Raw genomic sequence first — 23,400 nt, forward strand, 5'->3', positions numbered from 1 at the left:
TTAGAGTTCGAAGTCGCTCAGGTCGTCGGCATGCACTTCCGAGTCGATCTGGCCTACCAAATAGGAACTGACTTCCACTTCCTGCGGCGCAACCTGGACGTTGTCGGAGACTAACCAGGCGTTGATCCACGGGATCGGGTTAGAGCGGGTTGCGAACGGCAGGCCGAGGCCCACTGCCTGCATGCGGATATTGGTGATGTATTCCACATACTGACACAGGATGTCCTTGTTCAGGCCGATCATAGAACCGTCACGGAACAGGTACTCTGCCCACTCTTTTTCCTGCTCTGCCGCCAGCACGAACAGGTCGTAGCACTGCTGTTGACACTCAACGGCGATTTCCGCCATTTCCGGGTCATCTGCACCGGAACGCATCAGGTTCAGCATGTGCTGTGTGCCGGTCAGGTGTAACGCTTCATCACGGGCGATCAGTTTGATGATTTTAGCGTTGCCTTCCATCAGTTCGCGTTCCGCAAAGGCGAATGAACAGGCGAAGCTGACATAGAAGCGGATAGCTTCCAGGGCGTTGACGCTCATCAGGCACAGATAAAGCTGTTTTTTCAGCGCACGCAGGCTGACGGTGATAGTTTTACCGTTGACTTGGTGTGTGCCTTCCCCCAACAGGTGGTAGTAACCCGTCATCTCGATCAGATCGTCGTAGTAGCCGGAAATGTCTTTCGCGCGCTTGAGGATCTCTTCGTTGGTGACGATATCATCAAACACGATCGCCGGATCGTTGACGATATTACGGATAATATGGGTGTAAGAACGGGAGTGGATGGTCTCGGAGAATGACCAGGTTTCCACCCAGGTTTCCAGTTCCGGGATCGAGATCAGCGGCAACAGCGCCACGTTAGGGCTTCGGCCCTGGATCGAGTCCAGCAGCGTCTGGTATTTCAGGTTGCTGATGAAAATGTGCTTTTCATGATCCGGCAGTGCCTGATAGTCAATACGGTCACGGGAGACGTCAACTTCTTCAGGACGCCAGAAGAAAGACAGTTGCTTCTCAATCAGTTTTTCGAAAATTTCATGTTTTTGCTGATCGAAACGCGCAACGTTAACGGACTGACCGAAAAACATCGGCTCCAGTAACTGATTGTTTTTGTTCTGAGAAAATGTGGTGTAAGCCATAAGCCTGAATCCATTAGTGCCGTGCTGAATTAAGAGGGGCCGGAAGAGTTCCGGCCCGCTGTGTCAAACTTTAGATCTTGCAGGCGCCGCTTTCGCAATCATCATCGCCGTCTTTAGCCGGCAACAAATCTTCCTGGACATCTTCTGCACCGTCGCGGGTGTTCTGATAATACAGCGTCTTGACACCAAACTTGTAGGTGGTGAGCAGGTCTTTCAACAGCTGCTTCATAGGCACCTTGCCGCCAGGGAAACGGGTCGGATCATAGTTGGTGTTGGCAGAAATCGACTGGTCGATAAATTTCTGCATCAGACCGACCAGTTGCAGGTAACCGTCGTTGTTCGGCATTTCCCACAGCAGTTCGTAGTCGTTTTTCAGACGCTCATATTCTGGCACTACCTGGCGCAAAATACCGTCTTTCGACGCTTTGATACTGATGTGGCCACGTGGTGGCTCAATGCCGTTGGTGGCGTTGGAAATCTGCGAAGAGGTTTCCGAAGGCATCAGCGCTGACAGGGTGGAGTTACGCAGACCGGTTTCCACGATCTCTTTACGCAACGTTTCCCAGTCGTAGTGCAGAGGCTCCTGGCAAATGACATCCAAATCTTTCTTGTAGGTGTCGATTGGCAAGATACCCTGCGAATAGGTGGTTTCATTGAACCACGGGCAGGCGCCTTGCTCCTGAGCCAGACGGTTCGATGCCTTCAGCAGGTAATACTGGATAGCTTCGAATGTCTTGTGGGTCAGAGCGTTAGCGCTGCCGTCAGAGTAACGCACGCCGTTCTTCGCCAGGTAGTAAGCATAGTTGATCACGCCAATACCCAAAGTACGGCGGCCCATCGCGCCACGGTGAGCGGCTTTGATTGGGTAGTCCTGGTAGTCCAGCAGGGCGTCCAGCGCACGTACTGCCAGGGTAGCCAACTCTTCCAGATCGTCCAGGCTTTCGATAGCGCCCAGGTTAAAGGCCGACAGCGTACACAGGGCGATTTCGCCGTTTTCGTCGTTGACGTCGTCCAGCGGCTTGGTCGGCAGAGCGATTTCCAGGCACAGGTTAGACTGGCGCACCGGTGCGATCTGCGGATCAAACGGGCTGTGGGTATTGCAGTGGTCGACGTTCTGGATGTAGATACGGCCGGTTGAGGCACGTTCCTGCATCATCAGTGAGAACAGTTCAACCGCTTTCACACGTTTCTGACGAATACTGTCGTCTTGTTCGTACTGGGTGTAAAGACGTTCGAATTCGTCTTGATTGGCGAAGAACGCATCATACAAACCAGGGACATCAGACGGGCTGAACAGGGTGATGTCCTGGCCCTTGATCAGGCGCTGGTACATCAGGCGGTTCAACTGCACGCCATAGTCCATGTGTCGAACGCGGTTGCCTTCAACGCCACGGTTGTTCTTCAGTACCAACAGGCTTTCAACTTCCAGATGCCACATCGGGTAGAACAGGGTGGCTGCGCCACCGCGAACGCCGCCTTGAGAGCAGGATTTTACCGCGGTCTGGAAATGCTTGTAGAACGGGATACAGCCGGTATGGAAGGCTTCACCACCGCGGATCGGGCTACCCAGTGCGCGGATGCGGCCAGCGTTGATACCGATACCGGCGCGTTGCGAAACATATTTCACAATGGCGCTGGAGGTCGCGTTGATGGAATCCAGGCTGTCACCACACTCGATCAGCACGCAAGAGCTGAACTGGCGGGTTGGGGTGCGTACGCCGGACATGATTGGCGTTGGCAATGAAATCTTGAAGGTGGAAATCGCGTCGTAGAAACGTTTGATGTAATCCAGACGGGTTTCACGCGGATAGTTGGAGAACAGGCAAGCTGCCACCAGGATATACAAGAACTGCGCGCTCTCGTAGATCTCACCGCTGACGCGGTTCTGCACCAGGTATTTCCCTTCCAGCTGCTTAACGGCCGCGTAGGAGAAATTCATATCACGCCAGTGATCGATAAAGGAGTCCATCTGCTCGAACTCTTCAGAGCTGTAGTCTTCCAGCAGATGCTTATCGTACTTGCCCATTTCTACCATGCGCGCTACGTGATCGAGCAGCTTTGGCGGCTCAAATTGGCCGTAAGCTTTTTTGCGCAGGTGGAAGATAGCCAGGCGTGCTGCCAAATACTGGTAGTCCGGCGCATCGCGCGAGATCAGATCGGCTGCAGCTTTGATGATGGTTTCATGAATATCAGCAGTTTTGATGCCGTCATAAAACTGAATGTGGGAACGCAACTCTACTTGAGAAACCGAGACGTTATTTAACCCTTCCGCGGCCCAGTCGATGACGCGGTGGATTTTGTCGAGGTTGATGCGCTCTTTACGGCCATCGCGTTTAGTTACAAGCAGACTTTGGTTCATGTGGTGTTTTACCTGTCCGTATGGTGCCCCTAAGCAGAAGTGTAGTAGCTCTGCTCAGTATGTAAACACTATATATAGGGGGTGTATGTCGGTGAGGTAACAAGATAGTGAGAAAACAGGGCGTTTGCAAGTGAACAAAAGTGGGCTAATTTGTGGATAACTTGGGGGTGAAATGTGACTTGTCTTTGGAAGTGCGCGCTGTGACTGGCGCGACAAGCTTGTCAATAAGTGGGATAAGAATTTCCCTATAATCAGAAAAACGTGATCGTTTGCCGCTTTATTAAACGTTAGAAAAAAACGGCATATTGATCTGATTTAATATTCTTAAAAACTGTTTACAACGGTGATTTTGATCGAAAGCGGATAAATTAGGTATTTATCTTACTGTTAGCTGCGCACCGGAGCTGGCAAGCCAGTCCCGGCGCGGGACGGATGACTCAGCCTTCGTGCTGAGTATGTACCATATAGTTCACATCAACGTTACGACCCAGTTTGAAATGGTCGGTAATCGGATTGTAATGCAGACCAATCATGTGTTTTTCGCGTAGCGGTGTGCCATCAACCCAGCCGATCAGTTCAGAAGGGCGAATGAACTTCTTGTGATCGTGTGTACCCTGCGGCACCATTTTCAAGATGTATTCTGCACCAACCACCGCCATCAGCCAGGCTTTGGTGTTGCGGTTGATGGTGGAGAAGAACACGTGGCCGCCCGGTTTCACCAGGTGAGCACAGGCGCGTACCACGGAGGCCGGATCGGGGACGTGTTCCAGCATTTCCATGCAGGTGATGACATCATACTGTTGCGGGTTGGCCTGCGCATGGCTCTCTACCGTTTCCTGTATGTAATTCACGGCCATGCCGCTTTCCAACGCGTGCAGCCGAGCGACCTGCAGTGGTTCAGCACCCATGTCCAACCCGGTGACCAGAGCGCCTTCACGTGCCATGCTTTCCGCTAAGATGCCGCCGCCACAGCCCACGTCGAGCACTTTTTTGTCAAAAATGCCGCCGGCACGCTGCAGGATGTAGTTCAGGCGCAACGGGTTGATACGGTGCAGCGGTTTGAATTCACCTTCCAAATCCCACCAGCGTGAGGCAACGGCCTCGAACTTGGCGATTTCATGATGGTCTACGTTTTGCGCTTGGCTGGATGATTCTGCATTCATGGGCGTATTTGGCTCCTGGTTCTCGTTGCGCGGATTATACATGTTCCGGCGCAGCGCCGTCTGCGCCGATGCATTTTTACCGCACATATATGCACAATTTCAGTTAAAGAGCGGCGGTTATTTTCCCGTAAAGCGTGCTTTGTGATATAGTTTTACACCTTTGCCACTATGGCAGCGGGCAGATGAATCATTAGTAGAGGGATAGCAGCTCCATGAGCGACCTTGCCAGAGAAATCACACCGGTAAACATCGAAGACGAGTTGAAAAACTCGTATCTGGACTACGCGATGTCCGTCATTGTCGGACGTGCGCTGCCAGATGTTCGTGATGGACTGAAGCCGGTGCATCGCCGCGTACTGTACGCGATGAATGTACTGGGTAACGACTGGAATAAACCATACAAGAAATCGGCCCGTGTCGTCGGGGACGTGATCGGTAAATATCACCCTCACGGTGACAGCGCGGTTTACGACACCATCGTGCGTTTGGCCCAACCGTTCTCGCTGCGCTATATGCTGGTGGACGGTCAGGGTAACTTCGGTTCCGTCGACGGCGACTCCGCTGCGGCGATGCGTTATACCGAAGTGCGCATGTCCAAAATTGCTCACGAACTGCTGGCGGATCTGGAAAAAGAAACCGTCGATTTTGTGCCTAACTATGATGGCACCGAACAGATCCCAGCGGTTATGCCAACCAAGATCCCGAACCTGCTGGTCAACGGCTCGTCCGGTATCGCTGTGGGCATGGCGACCAATATTCCGCCACATAACCTGTCAGAGGTTATCAACGGGTGTTTGGCGTATATCGATGATGAAAACATCAGCATCGAAGGCCTGATGGAGCACATCCCAGGGCCAGACTTCCCGACGGCAGCGATCATCAACGGCCGTCGCGGTATCGAAGAGGCCTATCGCACTGGGCGTGGTAAAGTTTACGTCCGCGCACGCGCTGAAGTAGAAGCCGACGCCAAAACGGGTCGCGAAACCATCATTGTTCACGAGATCCCGTATCAGGTGAACAAGGCGCGTCTGATCGAAAAGATCGCCGAACTGGTCAAAGAAAAACGCGTTGAAGGCATTAGCGCGCTGCGTGACGAGTCTGACAAAGACGGTATGCGTATCGTCATTGAAGTCAAACGCGATGCGGTCGGTGAAGTGGTGCTGAACAACCTGTACTCGCTGACTCAGCTGCAGGTGACCTTCGGTATCAACATGGTGGCATTGCATCAGGGGCAGCCAAAACTGCTGAACCTGAAGGATATTTTGCAGGCGTTTGTTCGCCACCGCCGTGAAGTGGTTACCCGCCGTACCATCTTTGAACTGCGTAAAGCGCGCGATCGTGCCCATATCCTGGAAGCGTTAGCCATTGCGCTGGCGAATATCGATCCGATTATTGAAATGATCCGTCGTGCGCCAACCCCTGCGGAAGCCAAAGTTGCGCTGGTTGCTCAAGCGTGGGAGCTTGGCAACGTGAGCGCCATGCTGGAACGCGCCGGTGACAATGCTGCTCGCCCTGAGTGGCTGGAGCCGGAGTTCGGTATCCGTGACGGTAAGTACTACCTGACCGAGCAGCAAGCCCAGGCGATTTTGGATCTGCGTCTGCAGAAACTGACCGGTCTGGAGCATGAAAAGCTGCTGGACGAATATAAAGAGCTGCTGACGGCGATTGCTGAGCTGATCTTTATTCTGGAAAACCCAGACCGTCTGATGGAAGTGATCCGCGAAGAGCTGATTGCAATCAAAGAGCTGTATAACGACGGTCGCCGTACTGAAATTACCGCCAACACTTCAGATATCAATATCGAAGACCTGATCAACCAGGAAGACGTGGTCGTTACGCTGTCGCACCAAGGCTATGTGAAGTATCAGCCGTTGAGTGACTATGAAGCGCAACGCCGTGGCGGTAAAGGCAAGTCAGCTGCACGTATCAAAGAAGAAGACTTTATCGATCGCCTGTTGGTTGCCAACACCCACGATACGATCCTGTGCTTCTCCAGCCGTGGCCGTTTGTACTGGATGAAGGTGTACCAACTGCCTGAAGCCAGCCGTGGTGCGCGCGGGCGTCCAATCGTCAACTTGTTGCCGCTGGAAGCCAATGAGCGTATCACCGCTATCCTGCCTGTACGCGAGTACGAAGAAGGGCGTCACGTGTTTATGGCGACGGCCAGCGGCACAGTGAAGAAAACCGCCTTGACCGAGTTTAGCCGCCCACGCAGTGCCGGCATCATCGCCGTTAACCTCAATGAGGGTGACGAGTTGATTGGTGTTGACCTGACCGACGGCAGCAACGAAGTCATGCTGTTCTCTGCCAATGGTAAAGTGGTTCGCTTCCCAGAAACGCAGGTGCGTTCGATGGGCCGTACTGCTACCGGTGTTCGCGGTATCAATCTGGGTGAAGGCGACAGCGTTATTTCCCTGATTGTGCCACGCGGTGAAGGCGATATCCTGACCGTCACCCAGAACGGCTACGGGAAACGTACAGCCGTGACCGAATATCCGACCAAGTCACGCGCCACCCAAGGGGTTATCTCCATTAAGGTGAGCGAGCGTAATGGTCAGGTTGTGGGTGCGGTGCAGGTTGAAACGACCGATCAGATCATGATGATCACCGATGCCGGTACGCTGGTACGTACTCGCGTATCTGAAGTCAGCGTGGTGGGTCGTAACACCCAAGGTGTTACGCTGATCCGTACTGCTGAAGACGAGAACGTCGTCGGTCTGCAGCGCGTTGCCGAACCGGTGGAAGACGAAGAGCTCGACAGCTTGGAGCCGGGTGCGGAAGGCGCAGAAGAAGACGCAGCGCCGCTGGACGAAGGCGATGATGATTCTGACGCGGTAGACAATGCGGATGATGATAACGCCTAAGTTGTAGGGGGCGTGTCTCCCCTGTTGCATTGGTATGAAGGGCCTGGCAGCGATGCTAGGCCCTTTTTCAGTTATATGGTTTAATTACCAAACCCAAACCAGAGATACCGTCTCTGATATGAATTCGCTGGTCGCCACTTACTTCTGTATGGTATCCGATTGAAATATTTAGCCTCTTTTCGCACCACGTTAAAAATATCCCGCTATCTGTTCCGGGTACTGGCGATTATGTTGTGGTCGTTGGGAGCGTTGCTCACCACCTTCTATATCCTGAATATCCTGCACCAGAAAGAGTCTGACATCCGCCAAGACTATAATTTGAATTTTGATCAGGCGCAGGGATATATCCGTCATTCTGCCGATATCATTCGTGATATTAAGTACATGGCAGAAAATCGTCTCAATGGTTCGGTCAATAGTCTGGACATGTTCAGCGGCATCTTCCCCGGCAAGAGCAGCGCCCCGGAGTTTTTCCCGTTGTATCCTGAGTCCAACTGTTCACTTAACACCACATACCGCAGTTCGCTTACGTCGCTGAGCGGGCTGATTCAATACTGGAAAGAGAATTTTGTCGCAGCCTATGACCTCAATAGGGTGTTCTTCATCGGCGGCGACAGCCTGTGCATGGCGGAGTTTGGTGGCAGCAGCGGTGTCGCCAACCGGGCAGACGCGCTCAAAACCCTGCATGAGCGAATCCTCAAATACCGTAACGCCAAAAACCAGGACAAAGACAATAATCTGTACTGGATAAGCCCAAGCCAACAGCGGCCGGATGTCGGCTATTTGTATGTGCTGACCCCAATTTATATTGGCAACAAGCTCGAGGCGTTGCTGGGCATTGAGCAGACGATACGTTTAGAAGACTTCGTCACCGCTGGCAACTTGCCGATTGCGGTGACTCTGCTCGATGAGAATAACGATCCGATATTGCGGCTGGCAGATGGCGAGCGCGATGTGCAAGCGTCCAGCAGCTACCCGGACGAGCAAGCCTACTTTGGCTATGTGGATAATTACCGCGATCTCATCATGAAAAAGGCGCTGCCACCGTCATCGCTCAGCATTGTGTATTCCGTGCCGGTGAAGACCGTGGTTGAGCGTTTCAAGATGCTGATACTCAATGCGATATTGCTTAATTTGCTGTCCGCTATTGTGCTGTTCACGCTGGCCTGGCTATTTGAGCGGAAAATGTTTTTGCCAGCGGAGGACAATGCGTTCCGGTTGGAAGAGCATGAGCAGTTTAACCGCAAAATTGTTGCTTCGGCGCCGGTGGGGATTTGTATTTTACGTATCAGCGATGGCACGAACATTCTGAGTAACGAGCTGGCGCATAACTACATCAATTTACTCACTCATGAAGACCGCGATCGCATTACACGCATCATTTGCGAACAGCAGGCAAATTTTGTCGATGTGATGACCAGTAATAACAATAACCTGCAAATCAGCTTTGTTCATTCCCGCTACCGCAACGAGGATGTGGCGATCTGTGTGTTGGTCGACGTCAGCGCCCGCGTGAAAATGGAAGAGTCGCTGCAGGAGATGGCGGCGGCGGCTGAGCAGGCCAGCCAGTCGAAGTCGATGTTCCTGGCGACGGTGAGTCACGAACTGCGCACCCCCTTGTACGGTATCATCGGCAACCTCGATTTGTTGCAAACCAAGGAACTGCCGCAGGGCGTCGATCGGTTGGTCAATGCGATGAACAACTCCTCGGGACTGCTGCTGAAGATTATCAGTGATATTCTCGACTTCTCCAAAATTGAGTCCGAACAGCTGAAAATTGAGCCACGCGAGTTTTCCTGCCTGGAAGTGATCACCCATATTGCCGGCAACTATTTGCCGCTGGTGGTGAAGAAACGTCTGGGCTTGTACTGCTTTATCGAACAAAACGTGCCGGAACGTATTTCAGGCGATCCGGTACGGTTGCAGCAGGTCTTATCTAACTTGTTGAACAACGCCATTAAGTTTACCGATACCGGCTGTATCATCTTGCAGGTCTGCACGCGCGGCAGTTATCTGGAGTTCAGCGTTCGCGATACCGGCGTCGGCATTCCTGAGAAAGAAATCACCCGCTTGTTCGATCCGTTCTTCCAGGTGGGGACTGGCGTTCAGCGTCATTTCCAGGGGACTGGGCTGGGGCTGGCGATTTGTGAAAAGCTGATTAACATGATGGACGGTGACATTGCTGTTGAATCCGAACCGGGATTGGGCAGCATGTTTACTATCCGCATCCCCCTGTTTAATGCACTGTTCCCGATCCCGCAGGCCAGTGACACCTGGCAGGGGAGAACACTGTGGCTGGATATCCGCAATCAACGGCTAGAAAGCTATCTGATGGCGATCCTGGGCGGTTATGGCGCTACGATGTTACGCTATCAGGGGGAGAATACTGCCGCGAGTGATGTGATGCTCAGTGACCATCCACTGATGATCGGTACGCCGCTGCTGGCGCAAATCCAATTCTCTATTGAGCATATTGGTCCGTCGCAGGAGACCCGGCCGGGTTACTGGATGCACAGTACTTCGACGCCGCGTGAAACCATCGCATTGCTTAACCGGCTATTTGGTACTCTTGATGAAAGTGGCAATACTCTGATGCAATTACCTTTGCCGGTTAAGGCCAGCAAGGTAGACAACGGCGATATTCATTTGCTGGTGGTGGATGACCATCCTATTAACCGCCGGTTGTTGTCCGATCAGTTGAGCTCGCTGGGTTACCAAGTGGTGACGGCGAATGATGGTGTCGATGCATTAGATGTGCTGAATCACAATAGGGTCGATATTGTGCTGACCGACGTTAACATGCCGAACATGGATGGGTATCTCCTGACTCAGCGTTTGCGTCAATTGCACTTTACCTCACCGGTGATCGGCGTGACGGCGAATGCGTTGGCGGAAGAGAAACAGCGTTGTATCGAGGCAGGGATGGACAACTGCCTGTCAAAACCGGTGACGTTAGAAACGTTAGAACAAACGCTGGCATATTACAGTCAACAGGTACGTCGTCTGCGCGCTGAGCGGGAAGAGAAATAAAAAGCAAAAGGGCGCAGCATGATGCCGCGCCCTTTGAGCACCACCGGACGGTTTTAGTCTTTGTCCAACGGTGCCATGCTGACGGAAGAGAGGTAGTTGAGCAGCGCGATATCGTTCTCAACACCCAGCTTCATCATGGCCGATTTTTTCTGGCTACTGATGGTTTTGATGCTGCGATTGAGCTTCTTGGCGATCTCAGTCACCAGGAAACCTTCGGCGAACAGGCGCAGTACTTCGCTCTCTTTCGGTGACAGACGCTTATCACCGTAACCACTGGCGCTGATCCTCTCCAACAGTTTGGAGACGCTTTCCGGCGTGAACTTTTTGCCTTTCTGCAATGCGGCCAGCGCTTTCGGCAGGTCAGTGGGTGCACCTTGCTTCAACACGATGCCTTCAATATCCAGATCCAACACGGCACTCAGAATTGCCGGGTTGTTGTTCATAGTCAGAACGATGATCGACAATTGCGGATAATGGCGTTTGATGTATTTGATCAGCGTAATGCCATCGCCATACTTATCACCAGGCATCGAAAGATCGGTGATCAGGACGTTAGCGTCCAGTTTGGACAGATTGTTGATCAGTGCTGTTGAGTCTTCAAACTCCCCAACGACATTCACCCATTCAATTTGCTCAAGTGACTTCCGGATGCCAAACAGTACGATAGGATGGTCATCAGCAATAATTACGTTCAGGTTATTCATGTTGTTGGCTACCTTGCTGCAGCAGTCTACTGACGAAAAAATCAATCTGACTGATGTTATTCTCGATCTTGAGCGCATCACCGTCTGCGATGTGCTGTTCTAACGATTCACACAGTTGCTTACCGGGAAGCAGATTTAACATGGCAAACACGCCTTTTAGGCGATGTGCGGTCTGTGACAGAGCATTGAAATCACTGCTGCCCGCCTCAGTATACAGTTTTTTGACATCGTCGGGTACTGTATCGACAAACAGGCCATAGTAATCACTTGATTTCAATTGTTTTTCATAGAGTTGGATGTCATTTGCGGTCAGCGAAAGCGCACTTTCCTGCTGTTCCAGAGCGGCCATTTGCTGCTCAATCAGCATGAGAACGGCGTCGATCATTGCACCACTCAGGTTATAGTTTACTCGAATGTACCGTTTTTCAAGCTGTTGCCACCCGGCCTCATCGCTGGTCAGCAGCAAGGTATAATCGTCAGCCCGTTGTGGGTTATCCGTCAGTAGCACGTCGTAATCGCGATTAATCTGTCGTTCATCGGTTACGATGCAGCTTGCACCATAGGCATGCAGCAGGTGAGTGACAATGCCGCGGACTTCCTCAGAAGTAATGTCCAGCAGCGCCGTTACGCCATCGAGCAGTTTTTCCTGTGCTTCCGCGTCTTTTTTCTCCATCTCCATCGGCACACGGATGGTATAGCGCGTGCCGATATCCACCTTGCTGCGTATATCCAACTGCCCATTAAGCTTTTTGCACAGTTGGTTGCACAGGAAGAATGTGAGGCCGGAGCCATGATTAAAGCGATCCACCAACGTCTGGCTAAGGAACGGGTAGTTCAGATTGCTGATTTCCTCATTGGAAATTCCAGAGCCGGTGTCGTTAATATGGAACACCAGGCGATCGGGGTGTTCGGGTTCATGATCGACCACCAGCGAAATCTTGCCGCAGGACGTGGTGATAATGGCGTAATGCACCAACAGAGAGAGCACTTTGCGTAGCGCGTTGGCGTCACCGACATAGTGCTGCTCAACATCGAGTTGGAAATGGTTAAACAGCGTCAGCCCTTTTTGATTGATGGACGGCAGGGCTTCACGCAGTAATTCATCAATCAAGACAGACGGACTGAAAGGATGGCGCGAAGGCTGCCAATCCTGGGTTTCCAGGCGGGTGAGCAGGGTGATATTTTCAATCAGGCCCAGCACCGATGAAGACTGTGCCGTCAGCTGTTTCAGCAGTGCTTGCTGCTGTTCTTCATCGGGTTGGGTGCGTAGGCGGTCGGCCAGGTCGTGCATTTGACGCACCGGCTGATTCAGCTCAATACCCAGGTTATGCAACATCAGTTTACGCGCCTGCACGTTCTTGTCGTATTCGCGCTGTGCTTGCTGCAGGCGCTTGTTCACCATCACTTCTTTGTCCTGATCATTGAGCAGGAACAGATACGTTTCCGGCGACAGCTGGCTGCGGAAGATGCGAATCTCATACACCTCGTTGTTGACTGTCGCCTGGATAACGCCGTGGTGCTGTTCGGCCATATGGGCAATTTTTTGCAGGCTGAGGTGAGGTAGCAGGTGCTGGGCAATCTTATTACTGGCAATGACGGTGTTACTGGTGAAGTTATACACCAGCAGGCCCGAAGGTAAACTGGCGATGATTTCCTGATTCAGTGCGCGCTCGGTTTCCAGCTCCACGGCCATATTTTCGCTCGGGCGAATGTATTGGCGACGAATAAAGTAAATGCCCACCATCGACAGCGCCAACAGCAACAGGTTGATGGCGATCAACCAGATATTGTTGCGCAGCAGATCAATGGCGAGGTTGATCGCGGAGACGCGATAAACCACTTTCAGCGGTGCATTGGGCAGTGGGGCACTGAACTCGACCCAGTTGCCGGTCATTGAGACACCGGCATTGGTCGCGGTATCTCCCGAAACCGCGCTGTCATCCAGAGTCATATCATCAGGCAGCAGCATAAAGTTGGCGCGTGCCATATTGATAGGAATGATGTCATTAATCGGCAGATCAAAGGCGATCACCGTGGCCAGATGCCCCGGTTGGTTAAAGGTGGTGCGGATTGAAAATGAATAAGCGTTTTGGAAGCGCTGCTTACGCAGTGCAGAAAAGCTTTCACGTTCATCGAGCATGTTGGCTTGCTGCAGCATCTCGGCCCGGCGATCCTCCGCCGAGGTTGTCAGGTAACTTTCTTTGAAGCGTGAGGCCAGTTCTTTTAGCGGTTGAGTGGTGATCAAACTCAGGCTGTTGTCTTGGCCATTGAGGTAATACATGGCGTAATTTTCGGTCTTGGCTCCCCAGCGGGTATCCAGATAATCTGAAATGTTGGCGATCATCGCCAAGGTGCCTTCGTCATGGCTGCCGAAAATTATCGCATCCGTTTTCTTATGCGGTTTTTCCAGGTAATAAACGTCCGGACGCAGTCGAGTTTCCTGCAGGCTGGGATCTACGTTTAAAGAGGGGGCATTGCCGAACTTGTCGTAAATTTGATAGGTGATGTAACGGTAACTATCAATACGTTTTTGCAGGGCGTTGGCGATGCTATTCAGTGCATACTTTTTTTCTGCCACCCAGGCATTGGTATAGTTGTAGCCGTACAGGCCGATAGCAATCGTCAGCAGTACAGCAAATAACAGGAAGCAGCGGGTGATATTGCTTGAGCTAATCGTCAGTTGTTTATTTTGCATAGTTGACTGCGTATTCCTGAATCAACGGGTTACGGCTCTGGCGCTGGCGGTGACCGCCAGAAGTAATACTGCAACGCAGGCAAAAGCCGCTGTCAGACTCGAGAATTGTGCGATGAATCCGATCAGTGCAGGCCCCGCGAGAATACCGGCATAACCCACGGTGGTGACGGAGGCAATGGCCAGGTTTGCGGGCATATCGTGCTGATTGCCAGCGGCACTGAACAAAATCGGCACCACATTAGAGGCTCCCAGGCCGACCAACATAAACCCCATCAACGAAATGATGGCATTATTGAAGATAATGGCCAGACTGAGGCCAATCGCGGCGCACAGGCTGCCGAGCAGCAACACTTTGTATCGACCCAGCGTGTTCACCACCCGATCGCCATTCAGCCTGCCGATGGTCATGGTGATAGAGAATAATGCATAGCCTAGCCCTGCCTGACTGTGATCGACACCCCGCAAGGTGGTGAGGAACAGAGCACTCCAGTCGAGCATCGAACCTTCGGCGAGGAACATAATAAAGCACAGAATACCGATAAACATGACCCAACCGCGTGGCAGCACGAACATTGGGCCACCTTCTTCGCCGCCGCTTTCACGCAGTAAATTGCGGCTGGCGAGCATCAATAGCGCGGCGATGGTTAATACGGTGATCCACGTTGCGACTAAGGGCGATAATCCTAGCCATAGCATCACGCTGACTCCACCAGCACCGGCAATGCCGCCCACACTGAAAAAACCGTGGAAACCCGACATCATCGCTTTGCCACTGGCGCGTTCGACCACCACGGCTTGCACGTTCATCGCCACATCAATCATGCCGATTGCCGCACCAAACAGCAGCAGGGCAAGCGCCATACCTGTCGTGGTATTCATCAGCACCAGCAGGGGTAAATCAATACACAATGCCAGACCGGCCAGCAAAATCACCGGGCGACACCCCAGCTTACCTGTCAGATAGCCGGTTAATGGCATTGCCAACATCGAACCGGCACCAATGCACAACAGCAGCAACCCCAGAGAACCGTCATCTATACCGATGCGCGCTTTGGCAAATGGCACAAGCGGTGCCCAAGCGGCCATGCCGAAGCCGGCGACAAAAAAGGCCAACCGCGTGGCTATCTGCGCCGGAACGCCAGGTTTTTGCTGTTCATTGCACAAGGTGGATGTCATGTGGGCATCAGGATCTGTTGTGGGAGTATGGGCTGAAAGTTATGGAGTGTTTTTATCACAATCCGCGATCCGGGTCGAAAGGATTTGCGCTGTCATCGGCCTTTACGCTGGCTCTGCGTTCCAACCACAAAGCAATGACGGCCACAATATAGTGCTTTTGCTGTTCGTCCAGGGCTTGGCCTGGTGGAATATTATGCCATTTGGCCAGACAGCCGCGACAACAGGTGGCCGTGGCGTGCTGCGCGACAAACACCGGATGCCCGCGCATTGGCGTTTGTTTGCCGTCGTTTTTTGGAAACGGCGCGGCAAGTCGTTGCTCGATAAAGTCTCGAGCGTGGCTGAGGATCAGCGGCAGACCTTTGATTTCAAAATAGAGTTGGTCTTTGGCGTTAAGACGGAACTTGGCGCGGAAAGGGGAGCTCTGTAGCCGACGCCATAGTGCTTCGGGTTGCAATAGCATAGGTCATTTTCTTTTGGGTATTTATTGCAGACTATCAAAATAGACACTGTGCGGCCAATGTTGCCGTCTTAAACTGTTCTATACCCCAATGGATAGCTATTTAATCAATACAACGCTTTCCAAATTAATGCGCTTAATATGTAGACGATAATAGAAGAAAAGATTAGCGATTAGTGCGGAAGTTAATTGGCGGGATGATATCTGTAGGTGATTATTTTTTAGCGAAAAGTGCGCTTAACGGCAGAATGTGGCGAAAATGTGAGGAAATAAAAAACCGGCCAGAAGCCGGTCGAAGTGTTCAGAAATTATCTTACAGATAATGAAGGTAATAATGAAAATAATGATGATAGCGGGATTATTATAACGGCAGTGTTCAGAGGCGCTTTTGGCACAATGTGCTTATTGGGTGTGACTTTTGTATGCCAGTCTGTTTTTTCTTAAAGTTTTGTATAAATGCATGATTTTATATCTATAAGTGTATTTTTTGGCATTGTGTGCCTTATTTTGTTTGTCTGTAATGTTTTGTGAAAGTTCGCTCAGGTTTACATTTGGAAACCTTTATTAATCACAATGAAACACTATCGGATACTTGGTATCATTTTCTTTCTGGATTAATATTACCCTTGTTACCAGAATGGTAATGCACAGTCGTGCTAATAATGCTCAAAAGAGCAGTGGCCATAGCTCGACATAATTAACGAGGATAATAACAATGAAACTTCGAGTACTCTCTCTGATAGTACCCGCTCTGCTGGTTGCAGGCACAGCAGGCGCGGCGGAAATCTACAACAAAGACGGTAATAAACTGGATTTGTACGGTAAAATCGATGGTCTTCACTATTTCTCCGATAACAGTGGCTCCGATGGTGATATGTCTTATATGCGTTTCGGCCTGCGCGGCGAAACACAAATCAGCGATCAACTGACCGGCTATGGCCAGTGGGAATATCAGGCAAACCTTAACCACGCGGAAAGCCAGGATAACAAAAACTTTACCCGTTACGGTTTTGCCGGTCTGAAGTTTGGTGACTACGGTTCATTCGATTACGGTCGTAATACCGGCGTGCTGTATGACGTAGCTGCTTATACCGACTTGCAGCCTGAGTTTGATGGGTCTACGTACGGCGCTGACCAGTTCATGTTCCAGCGTTCCAGCGGTTTGGCAACTTACCGTAACACCGACTTCTTCGGTCTGGTGGACGGCCTGAACTTTGCCCTGCAGTACCAAGGTAAAAACGGCAGCGGTGAAGAGTCTAACAATGGCCGTGATGTGCTGGGTCAAAACGGCGACGGCTACGGTATGTCGGTGAACTACGATCTGGGCTATGGCATTAGCGCCGCAGGTGCTTTCTTCAACTCTAAACGTACTACTCAGCAGAACGGCGGTGACGGTTATAGCGGCATCATGGGCCGTGGCGATCGCGCTGAAGGTTATTCAGGTGGTCTGAAATATGACGCGAACGACACCTACCTGGCCGTGATGTTCACTCAATCCTACAACGCTGCCCGCTTCGGTTCTTCAAGCAGCGATGCCTATGGCTATGCCAACAAGGCACAAAGCTTCGAAGCCTATGCACACTACCAGTTTGATTTCGGCCTGCGTCCATTTGTTGGTTATAACCAAACCAAGGGTAAAAACCTGGGTCTGGCAGCTAACGGCAAGGATTATGGCGACGAAGATCTGGTCAAATTTGTGGACTTGGGTACCAGCTACTTCTTCAACAAAAACATGTCCACCTATGTTGACTACAAAATCAACCTGCTGGACGAGAATGACTTCACCAAAGCTGCCGGTATCAACACCGACAACGTGGTTGCCGTGGGCCTGGTTTACCAGTTCTAAGCAACAGAGTGTGAATGTGACCAACGCGGCCTTCGGGCCGCGTTTTTTTTGCCTGTGATTTGGCACGAATTGACATAACTGTGGCACGGATTGCCATTTTGACGTTCTGCCGTTTACCTACACTTCCTTCATCTAGATAAATCAGGAGGTTAGTATGAAACTCAATATTGAGCGGGTGATTGAAACGGTGTTGTATGTCAAAGATATCGAGCGCGCCGCCGCTTTCTATCAGCAAATATTAGCGTTGCCGGTTATGGTCGCCAACGCGCGCTTCCGCGCCTACAACGTGGGCCAGCAAAGCGTGTTGCTGTTGTTTATTGAAGGAGATTCGGTAAAGGGGGCACATTATCCTGAAGGGTATATTCCCCCACATGATGGCAATGGACCGCTGCATATTGGACTTGCGGTGACGAAAGAGCAGTTGCCGCATTGGGAGCAACACCTAACGGCGCATGGCATAGAGATAGAAGGGCGCATGAGTTGGGAACATGGTGGAGAGAGTATCTATTTCCGTGATCCCGACAATCATCTGTTGGAGCTGGTTACGCCGGGGATCTGGGCCAACTACTGAGTGTTCCAGGTTGCGGCTAGCGTCTTCAACATTTCTTCCAGCAGCTGCAGTGCATGTTGTGCCTGCTGCTCAATCTGTACTTTAACGATCGCGCCGTCAATCAACATCGCCAGCATCTCTGCCCGTTGTTCCCGTTCTGGGCCAGCGGGGAGATGGCGGGCAATCTCTTCAGACATCTGTTTCTTGTGCCGGTGCGCGATGTTCAGGCTTTCAGGCAGCATATCTGCCAGTTCGACCGCCGTATTGATAAACGCACAGCCGCGATACTGTGGATCGTTAAACCACTCTTCAAAACAGGGCACTAAAGCGAGGAGAACATCCCCACGTTGCGCGACATGTTTCTCTAGCGATGCGCTGAACCAAGTTAACCATTGCGCATGGCGATAAGCCAGGAACGCTTCAATCAGCTCATTCTTGCTAGGGAAGTGACGATAAAACGTGACCTTGGCCACGCCTGACTCGCTAATAATGCGATCGATACCTGTCGCACGTATCCCTTCACGGTAAAACAAATCATGGGCTGTCAGCAGAATACGCTGGCGCGGCGGTAGAGTGTTGCTGACAACAGACATCAAACATCTCCAGAAATATTGGTCACAGTGATTGTAGACAAGTCTGTCTACATGCGCTAGCTTATTTGTGTAGACAGACTTGTCTACATTACTAAAACCCAAGAGGTGAGTGATGAGCATTAAACCCCCGTTTACCCGTGAGTCGGCAATTGAGAAAGTCCGTTTGGCTGAGGATGCCTGGAACAGCCGCGATCCTGAACGGGTTTCGCAGGTCTATTCTGTCGACACCCACTGGCGCAACCGGGCTGAGTTCGTTGATGGCCGGGACGCCGTGTGTGCATTCTTACAACGGAAATGGGCGAAAGAGTTGGAGTATCGGTTAATTAAAGAGCTTTGGGCATTTGATGAGGCGCGTATTGCGGTCCGTTTTGCTTATGAATGGCGTGATGACTCCGGTAACTGGTACCGCAGTTTTGGCAACGAGAACTGGGAGTTTAATCCAGAAGGCTTGATGATTAACCGACATGCCTGCATCAACGATATGCCTATCCGCGAGCAGGACCGCAAATTCCACTGGCCGCTTGGCCGTCGCCCAGATGATATTGCGGCCCTGAGCGAGTTTGGCTTCTGATCCTTGTTACTGATAGTAGGGCCGTAGTTCTGCATGAAGAGTGGATATAAGCCTTTTTTTCCACTCTATTTCACCTTGGCGATAATGCGAGAACAGATGGCCCACTGCCAGATTGTCCTGAATGGGGAGGGTTCGCAGTCCCTGTTTATCCGGTTGGGCACTGAACCAAGGTTGTGGAACGACAGCCATTAAAGGGGCCGTCCGCAGCACTGGGGGTAATTGAGCATAATCGGCGCAGCTGAGTTGAATTCTACGCTGCAGCCCCTGCCGTTTTAGCTGGCGGTCCAGCTCATTTTCCTCTTGTGGCCACGGGTGGCAGTAATAGTGCGCATAGTCCGCTAATTCGCTGAATCTCAACCCACTCTTGTGCTGTAACGCCTGATGCAAAGGCGGCCCGAATACCGCCACCAGACGCGTACTGCCAATAAGTTCATACCGTAGTGCGCTGGTGCGTTGTTGATGATCGCCGACCGCGATGACCATATCGATACTGCCTTCCAGCAGTTCGTTGCGCCATGAACGGCGCTCAAAATTCTGGCAGCGGATAGCTGCATTGGCGAGCGTACTTTTCTGCGCTAAAAGCGGCAGTAAAATCGGGTACAGTGCGGGCGGGGCGACCAACGTGAAGTGTCGTGGCGTGTCCTGCACATGGCCGAACAGTTCATTGTCCAGTGAAGAGAAGAGCGGCGTCAGTTTTTCTTTCAGCGACAGGGTAAACAGGGTCGGTACTTGAGTGTGCCCTTCTCTGCGGAATAACGGTTCATCCAGCACTTCGCGCAGGCGGGCTAACGCGTGGCTGACCGCTGAGGTGCTGATACCCAGTTTATCTGCCGTTTTTTGGCTGGAGCCCGTGGTGGTCAAAAGATAGAGCACTTTCAGCAGGTTCATGTCCATTTGTAGGATATTCATTAATGGCCTTATAAATTGAATACGTCTCAATATTGCTCTGAGTATACTTCAGCCCCGTTTACCTCCATAGAATTGGAATATGAAAAAGAAATTGGGTTATTTGGCCGCCATGACTGTCACGTTGTGTTTCAACGTGCAGGCACAACTCAATCCTGCACAGCCGCTTTCCAGCGCACCGCCGTATATCTTGTTTGAAGAGTGGGCGCAGCCAGTGGCGCCATTTCAAATGTTCCCGCATGTTTATTACGTCGGTACCCGCAATCTTTCGTCCGTATTGTTGAGTACCCCTGAAGGGCTGATTTTGATCGACGCTGCATTAGATGCCAGTGCGCCTACGATAAGGGCGCACATTGAGGCGCTGGGCTTCGACATTAAGGATCTACGCTATATCCTCAACAGCCATGCGCGCCTTGATCAGGCGGGGGGCATCGCGCGGTTGAAGGCATGGAGCGGGGCAAAAGTGGTTGCCAGTGCCGCAAATGCCAGGCAGCTGGCGCTGGGAGGAAAACACGATTTTGCTCTCGGCGATGCGTTGAGCTTCCCCCCCGTGAAGGCCGATATCATCGTCGGTGACGGCGACAGCATTACATTGGGCGGTTTGACGTTAACAGCCTTGATGACGCCAGGCCATCTGCCAGGGGCGACCTCGTGGTTGGCCACGCTGCGGCAAGGGGAGAAAAACTACCGGCTGGTGTATGCCGACAGCCTGGCAACGCCGGATTACTATTTGATCGACAATAAAAATTACCCCGACCTGGTGCAGGATATCCGCGGTAGCTTTGCCCGGCTTGCCAAACAGCAGGCGGATATTTTTATCGCCAATAAGGGAACGCGTTTCGATCTGGAAAATAAAATGGCACGTCTGCGGGCCGGTGATTTGGATGCTTTCGTCGACAGTCAGGGGTTGCAACGCTATGTGAGAGAATCACAAAAAGCCTTTGAGGCGCAGTTGCAAAAACAGCAGAAGGAAATGTAAATCCTGCAGTTGAGGGGGCCGTGACGCCAGGACGATGAGGGCGGCCGATCGACGTTAGCTGACGAGCGGTTTTAGGGAGTCGCCTGCTGCGTTATCCACTAACGAATGGGAAAAGCGCACCGAGAGATAAAGCGAAATTTGTCGAAAAGCCTTTCTTCTTCTAGAGTTAGGGGACAATAAACGCACTCTAAGAGGACAAGCTATGACGAAGAAGCTGGTTTTAGCCGTTTGCACAGCGGCGGCATTTTCCATCCTGGCTGGCTGTACTGCGTATGACCGTGCCGCCAGTTATGTTGATGAGCCGGTGGTCAGCGACGTAAAAGTAGGGATGACCAAGCAGCAAGTTCGGGCCATTGCGGGCCCACCGTCAACCACGGCTACCCTGGTTCATGCGCAGGGCACTTGCGACACTTATGCTGTGGCACCGCGTGACGGCAAGGTGCAGACCTATTTTGTCAGCTACAACGACACGGGCCATGTAATGAACAAAGGGTATCAGACCTGTTCAGACTATGACTCCCAGCCTAAATAATCTGAGTGTTGTTGAGTAATCGAGCCCCGTTTATGCGGGGTTTTTCATTTTTTAACCACTGATGGTGCGAAGTTTAACCAAACGCACTTTTTCCTGCATTTTTTTGAATGAAACGATAGACATTTCATAACGGTAGCGCTAATATCTGCGCCCATTGGAAGGATGGCCGAGTGGTTTAAGGCAACGGTCTTGAAAACCGTCGAGTGTAACAGCTCCCAGAGTTCGAATCTCTGTCCTTCCGCCAAATTTAGCCGGCTTAGCTCAGTAGGTAGAGCAACTGACTTGTAATCAGTAGGTCACCAGTTCGACTCCGGTAGCCGGCACCATATACGCAGTACAGACGTTTAACACGTCTACGAACCCCAGTAATCTTTAAGATTACTGGGGTTTTTTGTTTTCTGGTTTTGTCACAATGAGTGTTGTTGGCCCGGACAAGCCAAGCTTGGGAATAATAAAGAAAAACCCGGCAAGAAAATGCCGGGTCGCTGGGTATAGACTTATCTTCCTTGATTAGTTCGTTACAATAGGACTAGAATTTTTTGCCTCACTGCGACTAATCACATGTTTACCCAGTTTGATTCCTGGTTTTTCGATAAATCTATACAGTAGAGCCGCTATCCCATAAGTCAGAGGGATAATAATCGCTGAGGCGGCAATAAATCTCATGAAGGGAGATAACCCAGAAAATTGAGTATTTGACAGCAGGAAGGCGACGACTGGAAGTACGATTAACAAATGCAACAAGTACACGGAGTAGGAAACATCCCCCATGTAAACGCTGACTTTATTCGTTAGCATCCAGCGAGGGAGGCGTAGCATGTTTTTCCATGTACTCCCTTCGTGTCGAGGCCAAAGAATGACCGCCATCATTAAAATCATGCCGTTCTGGGCAATCAAGTGATACTTATTCACATCATTTGGCATATATATACTGCCGAAAGCTGCAACTAGCGCAAAAATAACAAACCACATGCTTTTTCTGCGTATGGCCTCAGCAATAAACATGCCTGCAATGAACAAGTGCAGTTTAATCAGAATCATTGAGGGCATTGGAAAAGCTGCAAAGTAATTCGGGGTTAGGTATTTGGCGAGCGCGCAAAGAACAATGACCGCGAAACAGGCTCGGACAAAGCCCAGCTTCATTACGGCTAACATAATGAAGGGGAATAGGAAATAAAACTGCATTTCCAGACCGATACTCCAGTCAGGCAGTACAGTATTAAATGAGTAGCTTGGTAGAAAACCAAATATAAAGGTCACATGAGTAAATACGTTTAAGAACGTAGAGTCACTGTAACGTGAACTATTAGTTTGGGTTTCGCTGTAGAAATGACCGATAACGTCACGTGCTTCACCGAAATAGTTGCCAAACCCAATGGCTACAATCAGGAGCACGTAGTAAAGCGGTGCGATACGAAAGAAGCGGCGCAGCCAAAATTTCTTGAAGGTGGCCATTGCAGTCCATGGTTCCTTCTCTTTACGCTCCACATAATTTTTTGCCATCAAGTACCCAGAGAGCAAAATAAACAAATCGACGCCGATTGCTGGATCCGAAAGGATAGGAAAATGGAAACTGGTTAAAATACAAATATGGCCCAAAACAACCCAGAAGGAAGCTAGACCACGCAGCCCCTCCAACTCCTGTGACCATTTTTTAGCAGGTTGCATTGCTGAGCCTCGTGGAACAGTACTTCATTATTGTTATCTGCGTGCAGGTGAACTTTTTGTAGATATTTAGTATAGAAGGACAATTTGAAATGTTCGTTGATATAAAAAAACCAACCACAAAGGGTTGGTTTTTCTAAGGATTTTGGTCGGCATGAGAGGATTCGAACCTCCGACCC

The 23,400-nt window shown here is 51.2% G+C and carries 17 protein-coding genes and 2 tRNA genes; 9 read left to right on the forward strand and 10 right to left on the reverse strand.

The features are described 5' to 3' along the window. The 3 genes from nrdB to ubiG form a co-directional block, all read right to left on the reverse strand. Positions 1 to 1,131, reverse strand: a complete 1,131-nt coding sequence (gene nrdB, locus JOE25_RS22240) for a class Ia ribonucleoside-diphosphate reductase subunit beta (RefSeq protein WP_209638977.1) — start codon at positions 1,129 to 1,131, stop codon at positions 1 to 3. Between the two features lie 70 nt (positions 1,132 to 1,201). Beyond that, positions 1,202 to 3,490: a class 1a ribonucleoside-diphosphate reductase subunit alpha gene (gene nrdA, locus JOE25_RS22245; RefSeq protein ID WP_209638979.1), complete on the reverse strand. Its 2,289-nt coding sequence runs from the start codon at positions 3,488 to 3,490 to the stop codon at positions 1,202 to 1,204. Between the two features lie 437 nt (positions 3,491 to 3,927). Then, the gene (gene ubiG, locus JOE25_RS22250) at positions 3,928 to 4,653 is read right to left on the reverse strand and encodes a bifunctional 2-polyprenyl-6-hydroxyphenol methylase/3-demethylubiquinol 3-O-methyltransferase UbiG (protein ID WP_209638981.1); all 726 of its coding nucleotides are present in this window, start codon (positions 4,651 to 4,653) and stop codon (positions 3,928 to 3,930) included. A 212-nt stretch (positions 4,654 to 4,865) separates the two neighbouring features. On the opposite strand from ubiG, the gene gyrA reads away from it, so the two are divergent. Next, positions 4,866 to 7,517, forward strand: coding sequence for a DNA topoisomerase (ATP-hydrolyzing) subunit A (gene gyrA, locus JOE25_RS22255; protein WP_209638983.1), 2,652 nt, complete (start codon positions 4,866 to 4,868; stop codon positions 7,515 to 7,517). Between the two features lie 159 nt (positions 7,518 to 7,676). After that, positions 7,677 to 10,547: a two-component system sensor histidine kinase RcsC gene (gene rcsC, locus JOE25_RS22260; protein ID WP_209638985.1), complete on the forward strand. Its 2,871-nt coding sequence runs from the start codon at positions 7,677 to 7,679 to the stop codon at positions 10,545 to 10,547. A gap of 53 nt (positions 10,548 to 10,600) precedes the next feature. Here rcsC and rcsB read toward each other — a convergent pair whose 3' ends face one another. Genes rcsB through JOE25_RS22280 form a run of 4 tightly spaced genes read right to left on the reverse strand, consistent with a single transcriptional unit; the run spans position 10,601 to position 15,582 of the window. Then, the gene (gene rcsB, locus JOE25_RS22265; protein ID WP_037420903.1) at positions 10,601 to 11,251 is read right to left on the reverse strand and encodes a response regulator transcription factor RcsB; all 651 of its coding nucleotides are present in this window, start codon (positions 11,249 to 11,251) and stop codon (positions 10,601 to 10,603) included. Further along, on the reverse strand, positions 11,244 to 13,946 hold the full coding sequence (gene rcsD / locus JOE25_RS22270) for a phosphotransferase RcsD (protein WP_209638987.1): 2,703 nt from the start codon (positions 13,944 to 13,946) through the stop codon (positions 11,244 to 11,246). The genes rcsB and rcsD overlap by 8 nt, the downstream gene beginning before the upstream one ends. 21 nt (positions 13,947 to 13,967) lie before the next feature. Then, entirely contained in the window at positions 13,968 to 15,122 is a 1,155-nt protein-coding gene (locus JOE25_RS22275) for an MFS transporter (protein WP_209638989.1), read from the reverse strand. Between the two features lie 55 nt (positions 15,123 to 15,177). After that, positions 15,178 to 15,582 carry a DUF4186 domain-containing protein gene (locus JOE25_RS22280; RefSeq protein ID WP_209638991.1) on the reverse strand — a complete coding sequence of 135 codons (405 nt, stop codon included), beginning with the start codon at positions 15,580 to 15,582 and terminating at the stop codon, positions 15,178 to 15,180. Positions 15,583 to 16,294: 712 nt separating this feature from the next. Between JOE25_RS22280 and ompC the strand changes: the two genes are divergently transcribed. Both ompC and JOE25_RS22290 read left to right on the forward strand, forming a co-directional pair. After that, positions 16,295 to 17,425 carry a porin OmpC gene (ompC, locus tag JOE25_RS22285; RefSeq protein WP_037420895.1) on the forward strand — a complete coding sequence of 377 codons (1,131 nt, stop codon included), beginning with the start codon at positions 16,295 to 16,297 and terminating at the stop codon, positions 17,423 to 17,425. 154 nt (positions 17,426 to 17,579) lie between these two features. Continuing rightward, a complete protein-coding gene (locus JOE25_RS22290; protein ID WP_209638993.1) occupies positions 17,580 to 17,996 on the forward strand; it encodes a VOC family protein in 417 nt (138 codons plus the stop codon). Here JOE25_RS22290 and JOE25_RS22295 read toward each other — a convergent pair. Continuing rightward, positions 17,990 to 18,568, reverse strand: a complete 579-nt coding sequence (locus tag JOE25_RS22295) for a TetR/AcrR family transcriptional regulator (RefSeq protein ID WP_209638995.1) — start codon at positions 18,566 to 18,568, stop codon at positions 17,990 to 17,992. The genes JOE25_RS22290 and JOE25_RS22295 overlap by 7 nt on opposite strands. Positions 18,569 to 18,680: 112 nt before the next feature. On the opposite strand from JOE25_RS22295, the gene JOE25_RS22300 reads away from it, so the two are divergent. After that, positions 18,681 to 19,139 carry a nuclear transport factor 2 family protein gene (locus JOE25_RS22300; RefSeq protein WP_209638997.1) on the forward strand — a complete coding sequence of 153 codons (459 nt, stop codon included), beginning with the start codon at positions 18,681 to 18,683 and terminating at the stop codon, positions 19,137 to 19,139. A gap of 6 nt (positions 19,140 to 19,145) precedes the next feature. Here JOE25_RS22300 and JOE25_RS22305 read toward each other — a convergent pair whose 3' ends face one another. Then, the gene (locus JOE25_RS22305; protein ID WP_209639000.1) at positions 19,146 to 20,048 is read right to left on the reverse strand and encodes a LysR family transcriptional regulator; all 903 of its coding nucleotides are present in this window, start codon (positions 20,046 to 20,048) and stop codon (positions 19,146 to 19,148) included. Positions 20,049 to 20,127: 79 nt separating this feature from the next. Between JOE25_RS22305 and blaSPR the strand changes: the two genes are divergently transcribed. The 4 genes from blaSPR (at position 20,128) to JOE25_RS22325 (ending at position 21,882) form a co-directional block, all read left to right on the forward strand. After that, positions 20,128 to 21,024, forward strand: a complete 897-nt coding sequence (gene blaSPR / locus JOE25_RS22310; protein WP_209639002.1) for an SPR family subclass B3 metallo-beta-lactamase — start codon at positions 20,128 to 20,130, stop codon at positions 21,022 to 21,024. A 202-nt stretch (positions 21,025 to 21,226) separates the two neighbouring features. Further along, positions 21,227 to 21,556, forward strand: coding sequence for an osmotically-inducible lipoprotein OsmE (gene osmE / locus JOE25_RS22315; protein ID WP_037420878.1), 330 nt, complete (start codon positions 21,227 to 21,229; stop codon positions 21,554 to 21,556). A 156-nt stretch (positions 21,557 to 21,712) separates the two neighbouring features. Further along, positions 21,713 to 21,800: transfer RNA gene (locus JOE25_RS22320), tRNA-Ser, on the forward strand. A 6-nt stretch (positions 21,801 to 21,806) separates the two neighbouring features. Next, a tRNA-Thr gene (locus tag JOE25_RS22325) sits at positions 21,807 to 21,882 on the forward strand. A gap of 184 nt (positions 21,883 to 22,066) precedes the next feature. On the opposite strand, the gene JOE25_RS22330 is transcribed toward JOE25_RS22325, so the two are convergent. Next, positions 22,067 to 23,224, reverse strand: a complete 1,158-nt coding sequence (locus JOE25_RS22330; RefSeq protein ID WP_209639003.1) for an acyltransferase — start codon at positions 23,222 to 23,224, stop codon at positions 22,067 to 22,069. Between the last annotated feature and the right edge of the window lie 176 nt (positions 23,225 to 23,400).

The sequence above is a fragment of the Serratia sp. PL17 genome (assembly GCF_017832355.1).
GTDB lineage: Bacteria > Pseudomonadota > Gammaproteobacteria > Enterobacterales > Enterobacteriaceae > Serratia.

Bases quoted from the DNA above. Each gene is read 5' to 3' on its own strand.
- JOE25_RS22305 (WP_209639000.1), bottom strand. From the start codon at position 20,048: ATGAATATCCTACAAATGGACATGAACCTGCTGAAAGTGCTCTATCTT.
- ompC (WP_037420895.1), top strand. From the start codon at position 16,295: ATGAAACTTCGAGTACTCTCTCTGATAGTACCCGCTCTGCTGGTTGCA.
- JOE25_RS22290 (WP_209638993.1), top strand. From the start codon at position 17,580: ATGAAACTCAATATTGAGCGGGTGATTGAAACGGTGTTGTATGTCAAA.
- osmE (WP_037420878.1), top strand. From the start codon at position 21,227: ATGACGAAGAAGCTGGTTTTAGCCGTTTGCACAGCGGCGGCATTTTCC.
- gyrA (WP_209638983.1), top strand. From the start codon at position 4,866: ATGAGCGACCTTGCCAGAGAAATCACACCGGTAAACATCGAAGACGAG.
- JOE25_RS22280 (WP_209638991.1), bottom strand. From the start codon at position 15,582: ATGCTATTGCAACCCGAAGCACTATGGCGTCGGCTACAGAGCTCCCCT.
- nrdB (WP_209638977.1), bottom strand. From the start codon at position 1,131: ATGGCTTACACCACATTTTCTCAGAACAAAAACAATCAGTTACTGGAG.
- JOE25_RS22330 (WP_209639003.1), bottom strand. From the start codon at position 23,224: ATGCAACCTGCTAAAAAATGGTCACAGGAGTTGGAGGGGCTGCGTGGT.
- JOE25_RS22300 (WP_209638997.1), top strand. From the start codon at position 18,681: ATGAGCATTAAACCCCCGTTTACCCGTGAGTCGGCAATTGAGAAAGTC.
- rcsD (WP_209638987.1), bottom strand. From the start codon at position 13,946: ATGCAAAATAAACAACTGACGATTAGCTCAAGCAATATCACCCGCTGC.
- rcsB (WP_037420903.1), bottom strand. From the start codon at position 11,251: ATGAATAACCTGAACGTAATTATTGCTGATGACCATCCTATCGTACTG.
- nrdA (WP_209638979.1), bottom strand. From the start codon at position 3,490: ATGAACCAAAGTCTGCTTGTAACTAAACGCGATGGCCGTAAAGAGCGC.
- ubiG (WP_209638981.1), bottom strand. From the start codon at position 4,653: ATGAATGCAGAATCATCCAGCCAAGCGCAAAACGTAGACCATCATGAA.
- JOE25_RS22275 (WP_209638989.1), bottom strand. From the start codon at position 15,122: ATGACATCCACCTTGTGCAATGAACAGCAAAAACCTGGCGTTCCGGCG.
- JOE25_RS22295 (WP_209638995.1), bottom strand. From the start codon at position 18,568: ATGTCTGTTGTCAGCAACACTCTACCGCCGCGCCAGCGTATTCTGCTG.
- blaSPR (WP_209639002.1), top strand. From the start codon at position 20,128: ATGAAAAAGAAATTGGGTTATTTGGCCGCCATGACTGTCACGTTGTGT.